The 19,694-nt window shown below is 40.5% G+C and carries 21 protein-coding genes; 7 read left to right on the top strand and 14 right to left on the bottom strand.

What is annotated here, in order from left to right; translation table 11 throughout:
- Positions 1-190: 190 nt before the first annotated feature.
- Positions 191-1,321 (bottom strand): aldo/keto reductase, encoded by a 1,131-nt coding sequence (locus ASL19_RS10625; protein WP_057178324.1) that lies wholly within the window; start codon positions 1,319-1,321, stop codon positions 191-193.
- A 76-nt stretch (positions 1,322-1,397) separates the two neighbouring features.
- Complete coding sequence (locus tag ASL19_RS10620) at positions 1,398-1,895, bottom strand: bifunctional nuclease family protein (RefSeq protein WP_006277027.1); 498 nt, start codon at positions 1,893-1,895, stop codon at positions 1,398-1,400.
- A gap of 400 nt (positions 1,896-2,295) precedes the next feature.
- On the opposite strand from ASL19_RS10620, the gene ASL19_RS10615 reads away from it, so the two are divergent.
- A complete protein-coding gene (locus ASL19_RS10615) occupies positions 2,296-2,970 on the top strand; it encodes a riboflavin synthase (protein ID WP_057178323.1) in 675 nt (224 codons plus the stop codon).
- A gap of 24 nt (positions 2,971-2,994) precedes the next feature.
- On the opposite strand, the gene ASL19_RS10610 is transcribed toward ASL19_RS10615, so the two are convergent.
- Together ASL19_RS10610 and ASL19_RS10605 are read right to left on the bottom strand one after the other, a co-directional pair.
- Positions 2,995-4,647 carry a M23 family metallopeptidase gene (locus ASL19_RS10610; RefSeq protein WP_057178322.1) on the bottom strand — a complete coding sequence of 551 codons (1,653 nt, stop codon included), beginning with the start codon at positions 4,645-4,647 and terminating at the stop codon, positions 2,995-2,997.
- A 52-nt stretch (positions 4,648-4,699) separates the two neighbouring features.
- Positions 4,700-5,560, bottom strand: coding sequence for a biotin--[acetyl-CoA-carboxylase] ligase (locus tag ASL19_RS10605; RefSeq protein ID WP_057178321.1), 861 nt, complete (start codon positions 5,558-5,560; stop codon positions 4,700-4,702).
- A 147-nt stretch (positions 5,561-5,707) separates the two neighbouring features.
- Between ASL19_RS10605 and petN the strand changes: the two genes are divergently transcribed.
- Both petN and ASL19_RS18275 read left to right on the top strand, forming a co-directional pair.
- The gene (gene petN / locus ASL19_RS16830) at positions 5,708-5,794 is read left to right on the top strand and encodes a cytochrome b6-f complex subunit PetN (RefSeq protein WP_071985122.1); all 87 of its coding nucleotides are present in this window, start codon (positions 5,708-5,710) and stop codon (positions 5,792-5,794) included.
- 7 nt (positions 5,795-5,801) lie between these two features.
- A complete protein-coding gene (locus ASL19_RS18275) occupies positions 5,802-5,963 on the top strand; it encodes a hypothetical protein (RefSeq protein WP_100060068.1) in 162 nt (53 codons plus the stop codon).
- Positions 5,964-6,104: 141 nt separating this feature from the next.
- Here ASL19_RS18275 and ASL19_RS10595 read toward each other — a convergent pair whose 3' ends face one another.
- The 6 genes from ASL19_RS10595 to ASL19_RS10570 all read right to left on the bottom strand — a co-directional run bounded on the left by ASL19_RS10595 (position 6,105) and on the right by ASL19_RS10570 (position 12,116).
- Positions 6,105-7,688 (bottom strand): NAD(P)/FAD-dependent oxidoreductase, encoded by a 1,584-nt coding sequence (locus tag ASL19_RS10595; protein ID WP_057178320.1) that lies wholly within the window; start codon positions 7,686-7,688, stop codon positions 6,105-6,107.
- A 52-nt stretch (positions 7,689-7,740) separates the two neighbouring features.
- On the bottom strand, positions 7,741-8,736 hold the full coding sequence (locus ASL19_RS10590) for a DMT family transporter (RefSeq protein WP_057178319.1): 996 nt from the start codon (positions 8,734-8,736) through the stop codon (positions 7,741-7,743).
- A gap of 4 nt (positions 8,737-8,740) precedes the next feature.
- The gene (locus ASL19_RS10585; protein WP_057178318.1) at positions 8,741-10,063 is read right to left on the bottom strand and encodes a PLP-dependent transferase; all 1,323 of its coding nucleotides are present in this window, start codon (positions 10,061-10,063) and stop codon (positions 8,741-8,743) included.
- Between the two features lie 8 nt (positions 10,064-10,071).
- Positions 10,072-11,385 (bottom strand): DUF3326 domain-containing protein, encoded by a 1,314-nt coding sequence (locus ASL19_RS10580; protein WP_057178317.1) that lies wholly within the window; start codon positions 11,383-11,385, stop codon positions 10,072-10,074.
- Between the two features lie 102 nt (positions 11,386-11,487).
- On the bottom strand, positions 11,488-11,844 hold the full coding sequence (locus ASL19_RS10575; protein ID WP_006277017.1) for a type II toxin-antitoxin system PemK/MazF family toxin: 357 nt from the start codon (positions 11,842-11,844) through the stop codon (positions 11,488-11,490).
- Complete coding sequence (locus ASL19_RS10570; RefSeq protein ID WP_057178316.1) at positions 11,841-12,116, bottom strand: ribbon-helix-helix domain-containing protein; 276 nt, start codon at positions 12,114-12,116, stop codon at positions 11,841-11,843. Before ASL19_RS10570 ends, ASL19_RS10575 begins: the two co-directional genes overlap by 4 nt.
- Positions 12,117-12,204: 88 nt before the next feature.
- Between ASL19_RS10570 and ASL19_RS18935 the strand changes: the two genes are divergently transcribed.
- The 3 genes from ASL19_RS18935 to ASL19_RS10560 all read left to right on the top strand — a co-directional run bounded on the left by ASL19_RS18935 (position 12,205) and on the right by ASL19_RS10560 (position 14,258).
- Entirely contained in the window at positions 12,205-12,504 is a 300-nt protein-coding gene (locus ASL19_RS18935) for a glycoside hydrolase family 15 protein (RefSeq protein ID WP_369814508.1), read from the top strand.
- Between the two features lie 182 nt (positions 12,505-12,686).
- Positions 12,687-13,622, top strand: a complete 936-nt coding sequence (dmeF, locus tag ASL19_RS10565; RefSeq protein ID WP_057178327.1) for a CDF family Co(II)/Ni(II) efflux transporter DmeF — start codon at positions 12,687-12,689, stop codon at positions 13,620-13,622.
- Between the two features lie 9 nt (positions 13,623-13,631).
- Positions 13,632-14,258, top strand: coding sequence for a Uma2 family endonuclease (locus ASL19_RS10560; protein WP_057178315.1), 627 nt, complete (start codon positions 13,632-13,634; stop codon positions 14,256-14,258).
- Between the two features lie 15 nt (positions 14,259-14,273).
- Here ASL19_RS10560 and ASL19_RS10555 read toward each other — a convergent pair whose 3' ends face one another.
- Positions 14,274-15,212 carry a serine hydrolase gene (locus ASL19_RS10555; RefSeq protein WP_057178314.1) on the bottom strand — a complete coding sequence of 313 codons (939 nt, stop codon included), beginning with the start codon at positions 15,210-15,212 and terminating at the stop codon, positions 14,274-14,276.
- Between the two features lie 126 nt (positions 15,213-15,338).
- Here ASL19_RS10555 and ASL19_RS10550 point away from each other — a divergent pair, with 126 nt between their 5' ends.
- A complete protein-coding gene (locus ASL19_RS10550) occupies positions 15,339-15,878 on the top strand; it encodes a hypothetical protein (RefSeq protein WP_057178313.1) in 540 nt (179 codons plus the stop codon).
- A gap of 25 nt (positions 15,879-15,903) precedes the next feature.
- Here the strand turns inward: ASL19_RS10550 and recA are convergent, their stop codons facing one another.
- The 3 genes from recA to moeB all read right to left on the bottom strand — a co-directional run bounded on the left by recA (position 15,904) and on the right by moeB (position 19,639).
- Entirely contained in the window at positions 15,904-16,977 is a 1,074-nt protein-coding gene (gene recA, locus ASL19_RS10545) for a recombinase RecA (RefSeq protein WP_057178312.1), read from the bottom strand.
- Positions 16,978-17,151: 174 nt separating this feature from the next.
- The gene (locus ASL19_RS10540) at positions 17,152-18,345 is read right to left on the bottom strand and encodes an MFS transporter (protein ID WP_057178311.1); all 1,194 of its coding nucleotides are present in this window, start codon (positions 18,343-18,345) and stop codon (positions 17,152-17,154) included.
- A gap of 121 nt (positions 18,346-18,466) precedes the next feature.
- Positions 18,467-19,639: a molybdopterin-synthase adenylyltransferase MoeB gene (gene moeB, locus ASL19_RS10535; protein ID WP_057178310.1), complete on the bottom strand. Its 1,173-nt coding sequence runs from the start codon at positions 19,637-19,639 to the stop codon at positions 18,467-18,469.
- Positions 19,640-19,694 lie beyond the last annotated feature (55 nt).

The following is a 19,694-nucleotide window of genomic DNA, read 5'->3' as shown; positions in this document are numbered from 1 at the left end:
CCAATTAGGGATTTTCCTATATATGGTGGGGGTTTTCGCCTCCTGGAGGTATTTTATATGTGTGTAGACAAGTTTGTAAGCTAAGATAATAATTAATTTATATGCAAAGATATGCAAAAATATGCGATCGCACAATTTTCCACAAATCTATAATCGAAAAAACTGATGGAAAGGGTGTTGCTGCAAGCGCTTAATCCCATAACCTTCTGCTGCTTTTGCCATTTAATGTTTCATGGGCATTTTGTAACAAATGGGGAATGTCTAAACTCTCGGGACATTTGGGTAGGCAATCACCACATTCTGTACAGCGGTTTCCTCTCATTCCAGAAAACCAATGACCAGCATTTTCCAACATTCCATAACGATACTTGCCATAATCAATCATATTGTAGGCAACCGATAAATTTCGTAACCTTAATATCTCGGGGATGTTGATATTTTCCGGACAGGGTAAACAATCATAACACTGACTACATTTATCAGTTCCCAAAATTTGGGTTTGGTAGTTTTCTAAGTTTTTAAAAACTTTGACCTCTGCTGGTGTTAAATTACTAGTATTATCAGAAACTGCCAAGGGTAAAGTTAATTCCTCTGGATTTCCAGCACCTACACTTAGGGTAGTAATTCGCGAATCACTCAACAAAAACCGATAGTTCAATTCCAGAGGGGTGAAGGGTTGACACAGTTCCTTTAATTTATCCGATGGCGTATACAGTCTCCCACCCTTATCTGCAGGAGAAATAATAAATACACCCATATCTTTTTCTGCTGCTACTGTAACCGCTAAATTGTTGCGCTGGAAAAAATAATAATAATGCAAATTCACAAACTCAAAATAATCTGTATTAATGGCATCCAAAATAATCTTTAAACTACCATGGGTAGAAAACCCAACATGTTTAACTCTACCATCTTCTATTGCTTTCTGTATAGCTTTCATACAGCCATTATTAGACTTTACCCATTTCCAATGCTGCTCTGTATTTAAGCCATGAATACCCAAAGCATCTAAATAATCAACATTTAGTTTTTGTAAAGACTCATCAATATGTCGCTCCATAGTGCTGTTATCTGCACAAGGAGGGATTTTAGTTGTAATATAAAATTGACCTCGGGGTACTGATAAACCTGTTTTAATAGCCCTACCTAAATACTCCTCACTTTTACCGTAACCCCTAGCAGTCTCTAAATGATTGATTCCCCATTCTAAAGCCTTTTCTATAGTGTGATGGAAAATTTCCACATCAGTTATACACCGCATTGTCCCCAAGGAAAACACGGATAAGTCTAAATTAGTTTTACCAAAACGACGGTATTTCATGACCTAAATTTAGAGAGTAGTTCCACTATAGAAATGGCTGTAGAAGAAGCATGATTAAAAATGGTCAGTGAACACCTTAACCATCACTATTGCCAAATCGTTTAATTAAATCCTCCGGACGAAGATTGGAAACAAATTCCCGAAATGCTTGTTGTTCAGCTTCGTCAGCATCACGGTTCACAGGAATAGAAGCATCCGCCACCACTTCTTCCATCACCCAAATAGGCGAATTGGTACGTAAAGCAATGGCGATCGCATCACTGGGACGAGAATCAATCTCCTTTTTCACATCACCTTGCTGAACAATTAAAGCTGCATAGAAAGTATCCTTTTGTAAAGAATGAATAATGACCTTTTCTAGGGTCATATCCCACACTTCCAAAATATTGACCATGAGGTCATGAGTTAAAGGTCTGGGTGGTTTTTGATGCTCCATAGCACCCATGATAGCTCTAGCTTGCTCTTGACCAATGTAGATTGGTAAAGCTCGACGATCTGAACTATCTTTCAGGAGTACGATCGGACTGCGGGTTATGGCATCTAATGCTATACCAGCGACTCTCATTTCAATCATTGGCTAACCCTCTAAAATCCTTGTCTAGCGTGAGTGCTAAGTGGTAAAAATTACCCTTGAGCCAGTTGTGTGAGACAGAAGTAAACATAAGGTTTTTCTTCTCTATAATGACTTGTATTAGACTGCTGGATAAAACCCAGACCATCTGGACTTTATCTAGACTTTATTGTTGCTAATGACCTAGGCCAAATTATGCTCCTCCACAATTATTATCTTAATCAAGTATGCCTTGAGATTGATGGGAATGTGTGAATTTTAATCGGTTGGGAAAATTTGATCAATTGTCTGGAAGCGTCTGGAAGATTGAAGAAGTTTTGAAGATTTTGATGGGCAATTATTGCTTTTTTCTCCTCAAAACCGCAGATTGTGACACAATTAGAGTTAATTTGGCAGGTTAATTATGTTTACAGGCTTGATTCAAGGATTAGGTAGGATTAAACCTTTATCAGGAGATTTATGGCAGATTACACTTATTAATTCGTTAGAAAGTCCTACAGGTACAATTATGAAAGATTTAAGTTATGGTGATAGTGTATCCGTAGATGGTGTATGTCTAACAGTAGAAGAACTTCTCCAGGAAGGCTTTATTGCTACTGCTTCACCGGAAACCCTACAGCGAACAACTTTAGGCACAAAGGAGGTTCAAAGTAGATATGTGAATTTGGAAACCTCCCTGCGCGTGGGGGGTAAGGTAGGGGGTCACTTTGTTATGGGTCATGTGGATGGAATTGGTGAGTTAGTTTCCTCAGCACAAACAGCCAGCTCTTGGGAAATGACCTTTATTGCACCACCTGACATAGCTCGCTATATTGTCCCCAAAGGTAGCATCGCTATTAATGGCATTAGTCTCACGGTGGCCAGATATCAACCTGAACACTACCAGTTCACTGTGGCTGTAATTCCAGTCACATACTCAGAAACTAATCTTAACTGTTTAGTCCCGGGCAGTTGGGTGAATCTGGAAGCTGATATTCTCGGTAAATACGTAGAAAATTTCCTTTCTATGTCACACCAAGAACATCAAACTTCAGAGGAAATCACACCAGCGTTTTTAATGGAACATGGTTATGTCTAGGCTTGTACCATTTTAGAAATAGCTTTATCGTAGTTGTTTGCTTTGGGAGTTGTAGTTATAGGCAACTCTATTATAAAGACTATTCATTCCGGCCTGTAACTGCATACTAGGATCCACAGCAACCCAGCCATTGGCAGTCAGGTGACGAACCTCAAAATGAAGGTGGGGACCCGTGGAGTTGCCTGTACTACCCACACGACCGATGATCATTCCTGGCTCTACCCATTGTCCAGGACGCACTAAAATTTCTGACATGTGACCGTAAAGGGTTTGTTGTCTCTGGTCATGATTAATGGTTACTGCTAAACCATAACCACCCATCCAATCAGCCATCTCTACTTGTCCCTTCTCTGCTGCTAAAATTGGTGTTCCTGTGGGTGCAGCAATGTCCATCCCAGCATGGAAACGGCGATCGCCTGTGATAGGATGTGTTCTCCAACCAAATAGGGAGGTAATAGGCGCTGCAAATGATAATGGGTATGTAATACCAGAGACACTACCGGAATTAGTACCATTATCAGCAAAGGAACTAATATAAGGGACTTGTGGTAAAACCGATGCTAGGTCAAAATCATAAGCAACCTTACTGGGACGGGGTGCCACCTTTCCTTCTATCATTGGTGGTGGTAGGGTGCCAAAACTGGGAGTAATTGGGGTCACCGTTGTGTTAGAGGAAAATTCTCTGGGGTCGCGAGGTCGATTATAGCTAGTCTTTGTGGAAATTCTTCCCATATAACCCCCCGCGCTGGTATGACGACTACTGGAATTGGATCCTAGACTGTGCCAATTTTGGGAATTATTCACAGTAGCAGCTAAGGAATTGACAACCTCCTCAGACTTCTGACCTTGGGGCCTGGGACTGCTATTATTAGTGCTTAGTGCATTTTCATTGGGTACTGTTTTAAGCGGGCTTTTACCTAAATTCACAGCTGCACTTTTCTTTAGCCAAGTAGGTGCTGACTTTTGGGTAGAGTTTGCTACGGATGGATTAGTGGGATTTTTGCCACCACAAGTGCCAACAGATTTCCCTGGCTGGGAGATTACCGCTTTACAATCTTGAGTTCTTCCTGTAACTTCCACGGAACTAGGTGCATCATATTTAACGGTACTATTTCCGTTATATTCCGTGGGATCAATTTGAGTGCTATTATAATCCTTACCTGTATTCCCGTTGTCACTATTATTGGGTTGACTAGTCACTGGAATTACTAGTGTGGATGTTTCTGGGATGGGTTGAGTACTAGTAGGCAATGTTTCAGGTTGGGACTTTAGGACCGGAAGTGCGGGAACTTTCAAGATTACTGAAGTTGGAGAACTTTCTGACCTAGATTCAGAATTCCCCTCTGTTGCAACACTTTCAAGATTTGAGTTAACTTCTGAATTCTTCCCCTGGGTTTGCACACCAGTTTTCAATTCCGTCACCTTGGATTCCACGGGTAGGGATACCTGACCATTTTGCCCCTTGTCTCCCAATGTAGTTGGTTGAGAAACTTCCACTGTAGAGACAATATTATCTACTGGCAATTCGGTTTGGGCAAATACAAAACCCCCACTTAGTAGGCTAATACTGCTCAACCAGGATAAAGTTTGAGCAGGTACTGTAGAAGCAAAGCGTTTGGCTGTTAAGTCTTGATTATACTGTCTTTGCTTTTTAGTAGATTTATGGGAATAGGGCATTTTTTCCTTATTTGTGGGTAAGTTTAAAATAGTATGGACAGATTAAAAACAACTAAACAGAGAATTGAGTGTAACCCAAACTGATTGTACCTGGTTCAAGAGAAATTTCTCCTTGGATGAGTTCCTCTCTATTACCGGATGTTTGTAGGCGCAAATGACCTTGGGGTGTAACCCCGACCACGGTAGCTAAAACACTAGTTTCAACTAAATTATCCTCATTTTTACCTGAAAATGGGATATTGACACATACTTGATCACCCAAATTGATAAGTAAATCCAGATAACGGGACAAAACAATGCTTATTCCTTCGTCTTGTAAACAATCCAGACCGGACTGTATTCCCAGTAAAACCTGAGCAGCAAGCATTTCCAGTCCAGAAATTGGCCACAAATTCTCGTTTTGCCAAGAATGTAGGTTAATACCTGTTTCTGGCACGGGATTTTTCCAGTTGACACCTACGCCAATGACCACCTGGGTAATTTGTCCTTGTTTAACTTTAGTTTCTGTTAAAATGCCTCCCAGTTTACGACGATTTAATACTAAATCATTTGGCCACTTTATTCTTGCTTCCACGCCACAATTTTTTAACTGGGATGCAATTCCCCAAGCACTGGCTAAAGTTAGTTGATACCCATTGGCAACTTCCAGTTGTAAAGGTATGCCCAGGGAAATATATAATCCGCCTTGGGGAGATAGCCATTGTCTTCCCCACTGTCCCTTTCCCGCAGTTTGCTGTTGGGCAATCACTACACATCCCCGTTTTTCCCCTTGACTCAACAATTGCCACGCCATTTGATTTGTTGATGGTAAACTTTCAAAAATGTGCACAGAACTGAATAAATGTAGCTGTTGGTGTTCTGACTCTAAGTGACGTTTCCAGTAGTGTTTCAAAAGTTGTTGATTAAATTCCACTTTAACTTTCCTAAATGGCAATTTTCTACCACTTGCCATAACGCTGACATTTCCGGTATAGCAGAAAGCTTTGCCAACAGCAAAGAGTTTTGCCACCGAATTTCTGATAAAATAAGAAAGTGTGGTTTGTTTTTAAAAAGTAGAACTATGATTTTGACACTAGGTTGGGTATCGCTAATGGTCGTCTTTACATGGTCCATTGCCATGGTCGTTTGGGGACGTAACGGACTGTAGGGTAACTGTGGAGAGTTCATTACTGAATATTTTAGCTGTAGTTGCCCTAATTTTGTTAGTGGGGGTTACAGGCGGTGTAGTTTATTTAACCTTAGCTGATTGGCGCGATCGCCGTCGTCGAGAGGAAGAAAACCGAGAAATGAACCGCAGTACAGCCAAACGACGTTGATTACTAGATAGGCTTTCTTGGCTACAGCTACATCCGACAGGGTTGAAAACGGTTACAGTTTAAAGCTATAAGACCTTTACATGATAAAGGTCTTATAAATGTTGAAAAATGTGGGTATATGGGCAATAAATTGAGAGCTATTCAGTACCCGAGTATTTTCATAGCTGCATTGTGACCAGGGATTCCACTTACGCATCCTCCCCGTTTAGCGCCGGAACCGCATAAAAATATGTTATCGAAACCAATTTCTACACCCCACATTCCACGTTCTTCTTCACTTTCTACAAAAGGCCATGAGAGAGCTTGATGAAATACGTGACCTGTGGGAATACCCATTTTCCTTTCCACATCTACTGGAGTGGTAATATCAACACAAAAATCGCCATTTTCATCCCGGGCAATACAATCTTCTATCGGGTCTAATAAATATTGATTAACCGCTTTTAGATAAAGTGCCAACACTTTCTTTTTATTTGTTTCATTATCTGGAATAAATAACGTGTAAGGCATTTCTAAACCAAATAAAGTTAAGGTTTGATAGCCTTTTGCCTTCAGGAGTGGGGATAGAATAGAATTATCTGTTAGGCTATGACAATAAAACTCTCCAGGTGGTTGTTCTGGGATTACTCCTTGAATTGCCATGTTGTAGCTGTGGATAATGTTTTGATAGCCTTCATTGATATGAAAGGTTCCAGTAAATGCTTGCACAGAATCGTAATTTGCCCTCGGTCGAGGTAGTTTGCTTAGAACCATGTTAATTTTGACAAAAGAACCTACATCTTTAGGGTCGTTAACAACCTCATAGCCAGGCAATAATTGTGAGAGTTTTTTTGGTGCGATGTTGGCTAAAATATAGTTTCCCCTGACATAGCTTTCCTGATTATTGTATTGAAATTGAACGATTGCTTGCTCAGGATCTGGGTTGATTTTAATAACTTCAGCACAGTTTAAGATATCCACACCAAATTTTTGGCATTGGGTAACAAGTTGTTGTGTTAATTTTCCCATCCCTCCAACTGGGACACACCAATCTCCCGAACCGTTGGCAATGAGATGATAAAGAAATGTCCGATTTTGTTGCAATGAGGGATCGTGGGGATGGGCAAAGGTACCAATTACTCCATCAGTTAATACTAAACCTCTAACCAAATCACTGTCAAAGAACTCTTCGATTGCCACTCCTAAAGGTTGCTCGATAAATAATTTCCAAGCTAATTTTTCCTCTTCCGTCTGAAAGCGATTTTTAATTTCTTCTCTGGTCTGCATTGGTTCTAGCAAAGATGGCCAAATATGCTTGCCCAAATATTTTTGCAGTCGATGAAATTTGCAATAACTATCATATTCATTCAAATTTCCCGTCAGTTGCTCAAAGGAATTTTTCGTGATGCTCTGCGAACTATTACTAATCAACAAACCTTGATGTTTTCCATTTTTTTCAAAGGGACTAAAGGAAGCTGGATCTCTTTGTCTGAATTGAAAATCTAAGTTGAGATCAGAGACTATTTTTTGGGGTAACATTCCCACAAGATAAGCATAAACTGAAAGTTGAGCTTCAATACCAGGAAATAGTTGTTCTGAAACAGCTGTCCCCCCTACTTTATCTTGCTGTTCTAACACCAAAACAGAGCGACCTGCTTTGGCAATATAACAAGCGGCAATGAGTCCATTATGTCCGCCGCCAGCAACTACTACATCATAACTTTTTCGTATATTTAAAGATTGCACAGTGTTTCTACTCCTATATTTTCACCTGTGTTTCTCACTTAATGAGTCTAAATTAAGCATCAGAGATTTCGTTAGCCATGACGGCATGTTCGGAAATGGTTAATTGTCCAATATCGAATGATATTGCCAAATACAGACCGAACAAAATCACGGTAAATGCAACAAAATTGAGCCAAGACAATGTTTCTCCAAATATCCACCAGGAAAGGATCCCTGTCAAAATTGGATCTATTAAGAAAACTAGGGTAACGAAAGATGCAGATAACTGCTGGAGACTATAGATTTCTAAAAAGTTAACGACAACAGCATTAATTCCTAAAACCACAGGACCATACCACCCATGCCATGATAGGGGAAATAATTGCTCACCATTGATTAAGGCTATGGGTAGTGTCAGGATAATTCCTAGCCCATAACACCACAACATTGTAGTTACACTACTAACCTTAATTCTGACTCTTTCCACAGTCATTAAAAATCCGCAAAATGCGAGACTGGAAAATAAACTGACCAGATCTCCTTGGATTTGTCCCACCTCAAACTTGAGGTCATTTAACCCTAATATAATTATTCCCCCCCCAGCTATCACACCACCTATGATGAAGTGCTTATTGAAGTATTTTTTGAAGAAAAACCATTCGACTATTCCGGTAAAAAATACGGATAAATTATGCAGTAATGCTGAGTTGGCCACACCAGTATGCACAAGCGACCAAGACCACAAAACTGTGGTGGTTGCTAGAAAAAAACCTGACAATAACAATAGAAATACCGTTTTATTACAAATGGAGCATAACTTTTGCTGACTCATCTGACTGAATAGATTTTGATTTTTCATCAGAAGTTGTCGTGGATTTTTCAAAATATTCCATAATAGCAAAATCATTGCTGCTATCCAATAGCGGTTGAATATGGTGGAAACTGGTCCTATTTCTTCCTGGCATGTCCGAATCAGTATTGGTGTAAAAGCAAAAGTCAAAACAGCTAATGATATACTACCTATTGGTAGCCAAGGTGATTTTTTTTGTTGTTCTTGCAATTGTATCATAAAACTAGTGAATAACTTCCACGCAATGATCAGATGTTAAATGTTGCAGATGCCAGTTTGTAATTTCTTCACCCGGTATTAAAACAGCAATTCCCGGCGGAACTTTGAGAATAGAGCAGCTACTAATCCTACCCAATGCTTGCTCAATTGGCAACTTTTCTTTTGGACTAAAGAAAGCATCCTTGGGCAAAATTTTGATCTGAGGATGACGACTGGAGTAATTAGGTGGTAAAACATTCCTAACTTCCTTCTTTTTAAGAATTGGTACGAGTTTGGCAAAGGACTCTTTAACGAGTTCAAAGTCTTTTGAAGTGTGACGAAAGGAGAAAATTAATAGTAATCCTTCTCCATTAGAAAACTCTCCATCTATACCCTCTTCATACAACAGTTTTGCCAACTCTTCTCCCGTGGCACGATCACTTTGTAAATAAATTTTAAAAGGATCCCTAACTTGAGGATCATAGGTTAAAACTCGACCATAATTATCAAGTTGATGCCGGACTTGATTGCACTCATAGATTACTTGTTTAAATAACGCCTGTCCAGATTCTGAATAACCATGATTAATCGCATCCTCAATACTTAACATTAACAAATTACTCCGGGTTGTGGTTTCAAATAATGCCAAACTCCCCATCATTTGTTCTACACTAAACCGGGAACATTTAGGTAAATGCAATAAAGCTGTTTGGACTAAACCTCCTACATATTTGTGTAGACTATGGGTAACTATATCCGCACCAAAAGTTATCGCCGATTGCCATTGTTTTCCCAGAAAGGGGAAATGACTTCCATGGGATTCATCTACCACTAAAGCAATATCATTTTGGCGACAATAATGAGCAATTTCAGCTAAGTCAATTGTTACCCCCTCATAGCTCGGGTTGGTTAACAATAAGGCCGATACGCCACTAACTTCTAAGAAAGCAATCACTTCGCTAGCTGTTGGCATAAGGGATTTAGACGCAATAAAATGGGGATCTAGCCCGGCTAAAACAATGCCACTAATAGTGGAAATATGGCTATTAATAGCAATTGCCACCCTTTTATTAAAAGTACCCAACAAGGCGCAGGCTGTTAATACTCCTTGAGTACCTCCTCCAGTTAGCCAGAAAGTATGCTTTGTCCCATACAACTCGGAAAAATATTTTTCTATGTTTTCCGTGCGAGATCTCGTTAGAAAAGTAACATCGTACTGGTAAATTTCTGACAGATGATCCATATTTTTACCAATTCCTTGATGAGCAGGAGTATAAAGATTTACTCTGACATCACAATTATGAGAGGAGATAAACTCATAGGTAGAAGGTGATTGATTCCGATCCATAGGTAGTTTTAGATGAAAATTGGCTTAAGTTGTGGAATTGGACGAGTTGTACTCTCCGGTAAAATACCATTTCGTAAAGCCAGCAATAATCCTGCTGCTTCCATATAGCTACGGACACGATAAATCTTTCTGTTTTCAGTTTCGGGGATTTGCAATAGTTCTGGGGTAATTTTATATTGAGTTGTATTATCTTTGACTAGAATAATTGGAACACCTTGATCTAAACCAGCAAAGAAAGGAATATTCCCTACAGTTGTTTCAGGCATAACTAATGCTGAAATATTTTCTACGGATATTCTGGTTTCACCGGGCGCTATTGGGGTGTCAAAGCTAACTGGACGTGGAGAATTTATTAATCCACTTAAGGGCGAACATACGTAAGCGCTAGAAATTAATTCCGCTCCATCTCTAGGGTCTACTAATTTACCGAATCCTGTATGTTCCCACTCTAATAGAAGAGGAGCGTGGGCAGCAGTAAAAGGATAAAAATTAGTAACTGTATGAGTAAGAATTGCTTCTGCACCGCCCCAGGGATTGGGGATAGATTCTCCCTTGTAGTAGGCTTGACGAACTTGATCATCTACTAATAAAGTGCTTATCAAAGCTACCGCTCTAGCGGATGAGTTTTCTATTACATCTAAAGCTTTTATTAACTCTTCAATTCCTTTGAACTCTCCCGAAGCATTACCGTACTGGGAGTAGGTACATTTGGTTTCAATGGCTCCCCCCGTTACTATCACGGGATCAATGTTAATACCACCAACAGCACGTAAACCATTGAGAGCATTCAAAACATTATTTAAAAATCTTTCGTCTCGGGGTTTTTCTATAATTGCCGCGATATTGGTGCGCTTCTCTGGAATAATACCAATATTTCCTAGGAGTAGCTGGCAAATCAAATTACCTTCCAAGTAAAGAACATTATCCTTAGCAAAATACACATCAGAAGCGGTTACTGCGTTAGGATTTGTTATAACATAGTCACAAGCAGCAGCTAATAAGTTAGTGCTAGGAGTAGCATCTCCCGCAAAGCCTCCAATTTCTGCCCTAACTCCCGTTGGAACAATACTAACTGCAACAAAAGGCTGATTTGAAACTCGTTTACGAACGTTAATTTCTAATAGAGATGGCCAAGTTAATTTTTTTTCTATGGCAATAAAACTGCATTCAAACGAAAGCGTGTCATCCTGAGCTGATGTTAAAATGACTCGAATGGGAATTCCCGGTAAGGGAAGTTTCATGATTTCTTGGGCTATATTCTGCCATGTCCGTCGTTTTGGGACACAATTAATTTTGAAGTCCTTAGTGTAAATCTTAGTCATTATTTTTTTCCAATAGATCAGCAATATACTAGCAGGACATTACTGAAATTTCTCCCCTTTTTTCTTTTTGAGAAATCCCGGTTATTAACTATATTAACTATATTAACTACTATTTTCTCCTGGTAAATCCAAAGCAATTAATAAAGCCTGGGCCAGATGGGCCATAACCACCTCAGAAAGCACACCACGTAATCGCAAAAAGCGCGTTTTCGATAAAACCCGCACCTGATCTGCCATTGCGACCGAATCTTTCCTGAGACCACCATCTGGTGCTAAAATCAAAACCTGGGTGGGATAAACCCGCTTGCCCGTTTGATAGGTAGTACATGGTACTGCTAAAACAACCGGACTAGATAGATTAATCACGTCACGACTCACAATAATTACTGGACGGGTTCCTCCCTGTTCAGAACCTTCAGTCATTTCAAGACGCGCATCATAAACTTCACCCCTTCTCATCGTGGAGATTCCCCTAGCCGCAACGCTTCCCATTGCGCCGTAGCAAATTCCACCTCCATCCTTAAAACTTCCGTTTGATAATCTGGGTCTCTAGTCATTTCCGCTAAAGCGGCATCAATTTCAGCTCGTTTTTGTGCTGCTAGTTCTCTTTTCAGAGCTCGCACCACAAAGTCATTGCGATTTTTAGCTTTGCCTTCTAACACTGCTTTATCAGTTGCTTCTAGCAATTCTTTCGGTATGGTTAACGTTGTGCGAATAGTTTCTACTTTCATGGCGCGTTCAATCTGTGATGTCTGAAGTGATGCCTTATATGATATCGTTTTCAGCATACATTAAGAAACAAAAGATTTCAGATTTTAGATTAGGAGACTAACCAATAACCATTACAAGATCTGTCATCGGTCAACCGTCAACGCCAAATACAACACAACCACTGGTGATATCGTAGTTGGTGATGATGAATGGGGACATTTACAACTGGATGCCACATCCATATATTTATTGATTCTGGCACAGATGACTGCATCTGGTCTGTCAATTATTTTCACTTTGGATGAAGTGAACTTTGTTCAAAATCTAGTTTACTATGTGGGTAGGGCCTATCGCACTCCTGATTATGGTATCTGGGAACGGGGCAATAAAATTAATCATGATTGTTAAGTATAATCAGCTATCCCGCTTTTGCTGTGGAAGATCCAGGGCTGTGCGATCGCACTTTTCAAAAGATTATTAACGAATTAGCTGGCAACTACGTTTGCAAGCGTTTTTTGTGTGAAACCCAACGCCCGCATGGGTCTCTTCCCTCGATCCATTCTATAATAAACAAGGAGTGTCAAAAACCTGTGCATATTCATACTTTGGAAGAATGGCAACATTCCCACGATTTTTCTAGTAACCAGCATCAAGCTGAGAAAAGTACCAAAATTGTTATGGTGCTAACCGCATTAACTATGATAGCGGAAATTGCAGCAGGGACCATTTTTGGTTCCATGGCCTTACTAGCTGATGGTTGGCACATGGCTACCCACGTTGCAGCTTTTGGTATTACTGTCTTTGCCTATCAATACGCACGCAATAACGCCAACAATCCTAAATATACTTTTGGCACTGGTAAGGTTAGCGTCCTAGCTGGATTTACTAGTGCTGTAGTCTTGGGAATTATTGCCCTTTTCATGGGGATTGAATCGCTGCAGCGATTTTTTACACCCACGGGAATTCAGTTCAATGAGGCTATAACAATAGCTGTTATTGGCCTATTTGTCAATATAGTCAGCGCCTTTTTATTGCAAGATCACCATGATCACGAACATCATCATGAACACCAGCAGGATCATAATTTACGTGCTGCCTATTTTCACGTTTTAGCTGATGCTTTGACTTCTGTATTTGCCATTATTGCCTTATTTGCTGGTAAATTTTTAGGTTGGGTATGGATGGATGCAGCAATGGGACTGGTGGGTGCAGGAGTAATTAGTCAATGGTCTTACGGTTTGCTACAAGATACCGGTTTGATTTTATTGGATGGGTCTGGTGATAAACAAATAAGGTTGGCCATTGTCAACGCCATTGAGGAAAATTCGGACAATCGTGTGACGGATATACATATTTGGTATGTTGGACAGCATCATTTAGCAGCTATGATTTCCCTAGTTACCCATGATCCAAAAACGCCAGAATACTATAAAATGTTACTTAGAGATATTCCTACTATTTCTCATGTTTCTATAGAGGTAAATCCTTGTCATGGTGAGTCTTGTCAAGAAACTAGAACTTGCTGAGGTCAATTAATGGTTATTTACAGTGATAGTCCTAATAATCGAGCGATCGCAATTCCTAGGAATGATGTTGAAATCCCCCTAACTCCAGATGAGTACAGAAGGATGGAGGAAACTGAGCAAGAACGTCATGAGTACGCAGATGGAAGGATAATTATTATGCCAGGAGGTTCGGAAGTTCATAGTCGTATTACTGTAGATATAACTACCTTTTTGAACCTTGCTCTTAGAGATAGCAGTTTTGAGACTTATAATAGCGATTTAAGAATCTGGATCCCCAGCTTAAATCATGGAACCTACGCTGATATATTTGTAATTGGTGGTAGTCCGGAATTCAATCATAATCGCACGGATGAAGTTCTCAACCCCCTATTAATTATCGAGGTTCTGTCTCCTTCCACAGAAAAGTATGACAGGGGAGACAAATTTAGAAAATATCGCTCCCTTCCCAGTTTTATCGAATACGTACTAGTTGCTCAGGATGAACTATACGTTGAACAATACTCTAAACAACATGGGGAAAAAAACAATGTTTGGCAACTGGAAATTTATGACCAAATTGAGCAATCAGTTATCTTCCACAGTATAAACGTGGAAATTCCCATGAAAGAAATCTATCGCCGGACAAAATTTTCATAAATCATGAACAACAAGTCACAACTTGGTCATGGTGTGAGCAATCTCAGCGGAGATAAAAGGCAGAATTTCCCGATTTTTAGCGTTTTCCTTCCCTTCTGTAAAAACTACCAAAAGATAAGGATGGTAATTGGGTAACTCAATATAGGCAGCATCATGGCGTACAGAAGAAGTCCAACCCGCTTTTGACCAGATTTGGCTATTTTGAGGCAAGCCACTTCCTAAGAAACCTGTAACTTGATCTTCTTCTAAATCTTTTAATAATTCATCAGTACCAATTTCCCGCTTGAGTAGGGTCAGCATTTGCTGAGAACGCTGACTAGAAACTGCTACACCACCCACAATACTGTGCAACAACTGAGCAGTCGCATCAGTGGTTAACATATTTCTATTTTCAAACATTTCCCCGTAAAAAGCTCTTTCTCTCCCATAGGGACCATCACCCCAGGTTTTTTGACAAACGTTAATACTCATCATTTCTTGCCACCCCAGGGACTGATAATAACGGTTAATAATTTGTCTTTGATACTTCCAAGTAGCAAAAGGCTCAGTGGGCAATTCTGGACCAGAGGTGGTTCCGGTAAGAATGTCAACTATCAAGCTAGTAGCATCATTACTAGAATCCACAATCATATCATTGAGAGCTCTTTCCAACTCCTTAGAGGTGCTAGTCATTCCCCGTTCCAACCACTCATGGGCTGCCACCATGTAGAACAATTTTACTATACTAGCGGGATAGACCCGCTCTCCACCACGATAACTAAAACCTCGGACTGGATGATGCCAAAAAGCATCGGGGGTCAAAGCGCCACCCGTGTTGACAATAACAGGAGGGTCGTAAACAACCCAGGTTAAAGCTATTTGGTCATCAGACAATTGAGGGAATTTCGACCTGGTAGCTGTTAGAACTTGATTGCCCAAATTGTTCAGGAATTCATCTTCACGAAAAAAAGACATTGTTAATGGGTTTGCGATAATAGGTTTTTATTGGTCCTGTGCTGACAGACAGAAACCGGATTATGGCTGACAATTATAGAATTATTGGCTAGTTCTACAAATACAATTATCTAGCAAGAAAAGGTTATGAAGTTCACATCAGTCAAGTTTTGCCTAGCTTTTCTGTGGTTGACCTTGGGAGTTGATTTAGGGGGTTTGGAGTTCAATAATAGAGTTGTGGCACAATTACCTCCAGAACCTCCAGAAATTTTTCCCTTACCTAACAACCAATCAATTCCCGTCTTAAAATCAGAGTTCGGAGTGAGAATAGTTGATGGTCAGGGTAAGGTTAATTTTTTCCCTACAACCAGGATACCACTAAAGAGGGGTGATGTTTATGGTTGGCGAATTACCCTGGAAAATTATCGAGGTCAAGTAAAATGGCGGGAGGTATTGCGTTTACCAAAAGCTCCAGAAACATGGATTACACAGGATAAAAAACATAACTTCTCCCTGGGAGCGGATGGTACCACAGCAATTACAAGGCGCACCCAAATGGCGAAAGATGGTGTGATTGAAAACTACTGGCAAATATCTCCTGGCGATCCTCTTGGTCAACACAAGATAGAAGTTTATGTTGACGACAGTCTGATTACCACCTTTGAATTTGAAACAGTACAATTCTAACATTGAGCCATCTCCCGGGCCACGTTTATTCCTCTTCTTCCATTTCCTCCTCTACTTCCTCTTCAGTGGACTTAGCCACAGAATTGGCGGAAACTACCGCCCCCTGATCTAGTTTAGCACGTACCTGCTCTTTAATTTTTTCGGCAAAATCAGATTTCTCTTCCAAGTATTTGATGGCATTATCTCTACCCTGGGAAATATTCTCTCCGTTATGACTATACCATGCACCTTTTCTAATTAGCACACCTGTTTCTTCTGCTAGGTCTACCAAACAACCCAGGGTTGAAATCCCCTTACCAAAGATAATGTCAAATTCAGCTATTCTAAAGGGTGGTGCAACTTTATTTTTTGCTACCTTAACCTTAACCCGATTACCAAATTCATCGGAACCTTTTTTCAGTGTTTGAATTCGGCGGATATCTAACCTTACAGAAGCATAAAATTTCAGGGCGTTACCACCTGTGGTAGTTTCCGGACTACCATAGGTAACTCCTATTTTTTGGCGTAATTGGTTAATAAAAATAACTGTGCAACCGGATTTACCAATATTACCGGTAATTTTACGTAGAGCCTGACTCATCAATCGAGCTTGTAAACCCACGTGGGCATCACCCATATCCCCTTCTATTTCAGCGCGAGGTACTAGGGCAGCTACAGAGTCAATTACTACTATATCAACTGCGGCGGAGCGTACTAACTGATCAACTATTTCCAAACCAGCTTCACCAGTATCTGGTTGCGAAACCAGCAGGTTTTCAATATCCACACCCAATGCACCTGCATAGGTAGGATCCAGAGCGTGTTCTGCATCCACGAAAGCTGCTATACCTCCATTTCTTTGCACTTCCGCAATTGCGTGGAGGGCCACAGTGGTTTTACCGGAACTTTCTGGTCCATAGATTTCTATGACTCTCCCTTTGGGTAAACCACCACCCAAAGCCAAATCTAGGGTTAGTGCCCCGGTAGAAATGGTTTCCACTCGCATTCGGGTAGCATCACCCAAACGCATAATTGCTCCTTTACCAAAACTGCGCTCAATTTGGTTTAGCACCATACTCAGTGCTTTTTGTTTGCCAGTATCCGCTGTGTTAGTTGCCATTAGAGTCTCTAAATATAGGATTTAACAAAGATGCGTTAAGGTAGCTTTGTTTTTTTTGATCAGAACAATTATACTATTCTAACCAGAAAAGGTGCGATTAGTAATTTTTGACAAAAAACCTTGAGAAGATTTTAGCGCTATCTGAACATGGTGGCAATGTTGGCACTTTCACCTTTAAGGTCGGTTATATTCTATTTTAGTGGAAAAAATACATATACTACTGGCGGAAAACGCTAGGGCTGCGCTTATACCAGCTATGAAAGGAGTAATGGCTGGAGAAAAGAAGGAGCCAAAAAGACTCATGGCCAAAGAAAATCCACCAAAATAAGTGCCAATTCCTAATCCTGACCAGCGGGGAGGAGTTGACTGTAGAATAAATGGAATTATGCCATTTGTTATCAAGCTAAAACCGACTATTAAGGACACTATTAAGAGGATTATAAAGGGTGTTGGCACTGGGAAAATTATCATGGTTGAAACCGATATAATAGTGACGATAATTCCTAGTATCATAATTGGACGATTACCAAACCTACTAGCACAAAATCCAGCAGGTAAGGATGCTAAAGCCAGGGTTAAACCAAAGGATAGCATGGTTATGGTAACCCTATCAGGGGATAATTGGGTTTTGAGAGTTTTGCCCAAGCTATCCATAAGCAAACGAGATCCCCAGGACATGGTAAAACCGGTTAGGAAAATGAAGGATAGATTATAAAAGGGTATTGTTGGAGATGGGAAGTTTTTGGGCAACGTGGGTATTTCTGGTGGGTGGAAAAACCTTAAAACCAGACCAGTGCCTAAAAGTACAAAGGATGCGATCGCAAAGGACCAAATGGCACCCAAGCTAAGAATAAACTGATGAGCAACACCACGAAAAGCACCGACCACACCCCCAGCAAAGGTGATAAAACTAACTGCCAAAGGCAATTCAGATGGCATGGAATACTTGATCAACAAAGAAAGTGCTGGGGAACGAAAAATGGTCATTGTGAGAGACCAAGCTATCAGGGTTAGGGGCAAAAGTCCACGGAAGACTTGGGAAGGGGAGACAAAAGTTACCATACATGGTATGGCAATTAACAGGGTGGAGGACAAAATTACCCCAAGGGAGATAAGAGGAAAACGAGTGGCAAATTTTCGTTGAGACTGGTCAGAAAGTGCACCCATTAGCGGTTCCATAATTACAGCTAAGGCATTTTCAATAATTAAAATTAAAGGTGCCAAGGATGATGGAAACCCGAACTGAATTAACAGTTGTGGTAGATAGGTGTTATAGACTAACCAGGAAAGTGTAATTGCCCCTTGTACCCCTGCTAAAGCCCAAACCTGTTTCCACAAAACGCTCAACTTAGATTTGTATATACTCATGAAATCTTGATATCCCAAAATGGAAAGTGACCCAAGAAATCTCCAAAGGGGCGATCGCTCGTTTACAAAAGGGTGAATTTATCTGCGGGCGATCGCCACCTCCATAATAAATACAGTAAAACTAATACTGTGGTACGGAGGGGTCTACCTCCTGACTCCAAGCATTAATACCACCCTTGACATTAGTTCCTGATATACCTGCTGCTTTGAGAATGGCCAGAGCTTTGGCAGAGCGTCCACCCATCTTACAATGGGCGATTAAACTGTGTCCATTAAGTAATTCTTTGACCCTTGCTACACCATCACCATTTTCAATTTCTGGTAGGGGTATTAACACAGAACCAGGAATCCTGGCAATTTCATATTCATTAGGATTACGCACATCTAATAGGATAAAATCCTGAGAATCACTGTCTATGAGAGTCTTTAACTCCTTGACAGTCATTTCCTGGGTTTCCATTTGCTGTTGCGCTTCCGCTGCTCTAGCTTGGGGAATACCACAAAATTCTTCGTAATCAACGAGTTTGTCTATTACTGGACGGACAGGGTTAGGACGCAGCTTCAACTCTCGGAACTTCATATCCAAAGCGTTATAGAGCACTAAACGCCCACTAAGGGTAGTCCCCTTACCAATAATAATCTTTACTGTTTCCGTAGCCTGAATTACACCGATAATTCCCGGTAAAATCCCCAATACACCACCTTCTGCACAGGAAGGAACCATACCCGGTGGCGGGGGTTCAGGATATAGATCCCGATAGTTAGGACCACCTTGGTAGTTAAATACTGTTGCTTGTCCTTCAAAACGGAAAATTGATCCGTAAACATTGGGTTTGTTTAACAATACACAAGCATCATTAACTAGATACCGGGTGGGGAAGTTATCAGTCCCATCCACAATCACGTCGTAGGGACTAAGTATGTCAATAGCATTTTCTGAACTTAACCGAGTTTCATATAGGTCAACTTGACAATAGGGGTTAATTTCATGAATGCGGTCTTTTGCCGATGCAATTTTGGGTTTACCCACCCAAGATGTGCCGTGGATGACTTGACGTTGTAAGTTAGAGAAATCAACTACGTCAAAATCAACAATACCGATACGTCCCACCCCTGCTGCTGATAAGTATAATAGCAGTGGTGAACCAAGTCCACCTGTGCCAATACATAACACGCTGGCAGCCTTTAGGCGTTTTTGTCCTTCTAAGCCTACTTCTGGCAAGATTAAATGGCGAGAGTATCTTTCGTAGTCGTCTTTCGTTAACTGGATTTCATCCAGATTAGGATTTAGCATAGTAGGAAGATGCAGAATCTCAGAATACCAATAATAACTCAAATTGCAGGAAGTT

The sequence above is a fragment of the Cylindrospermopsis sp. CR12 genome, assembly GCF_001432185.1.
GTDB lineage: Bacteria > Cyanobacteriota > Cyanobacteriia > Cyanobacteriales > Nostocaceae > Raphidiopsis > Raphidiopsis raciborskii.
This window is presented reverse-complemented; position numbering and strand designations above follow the sequence as displayed.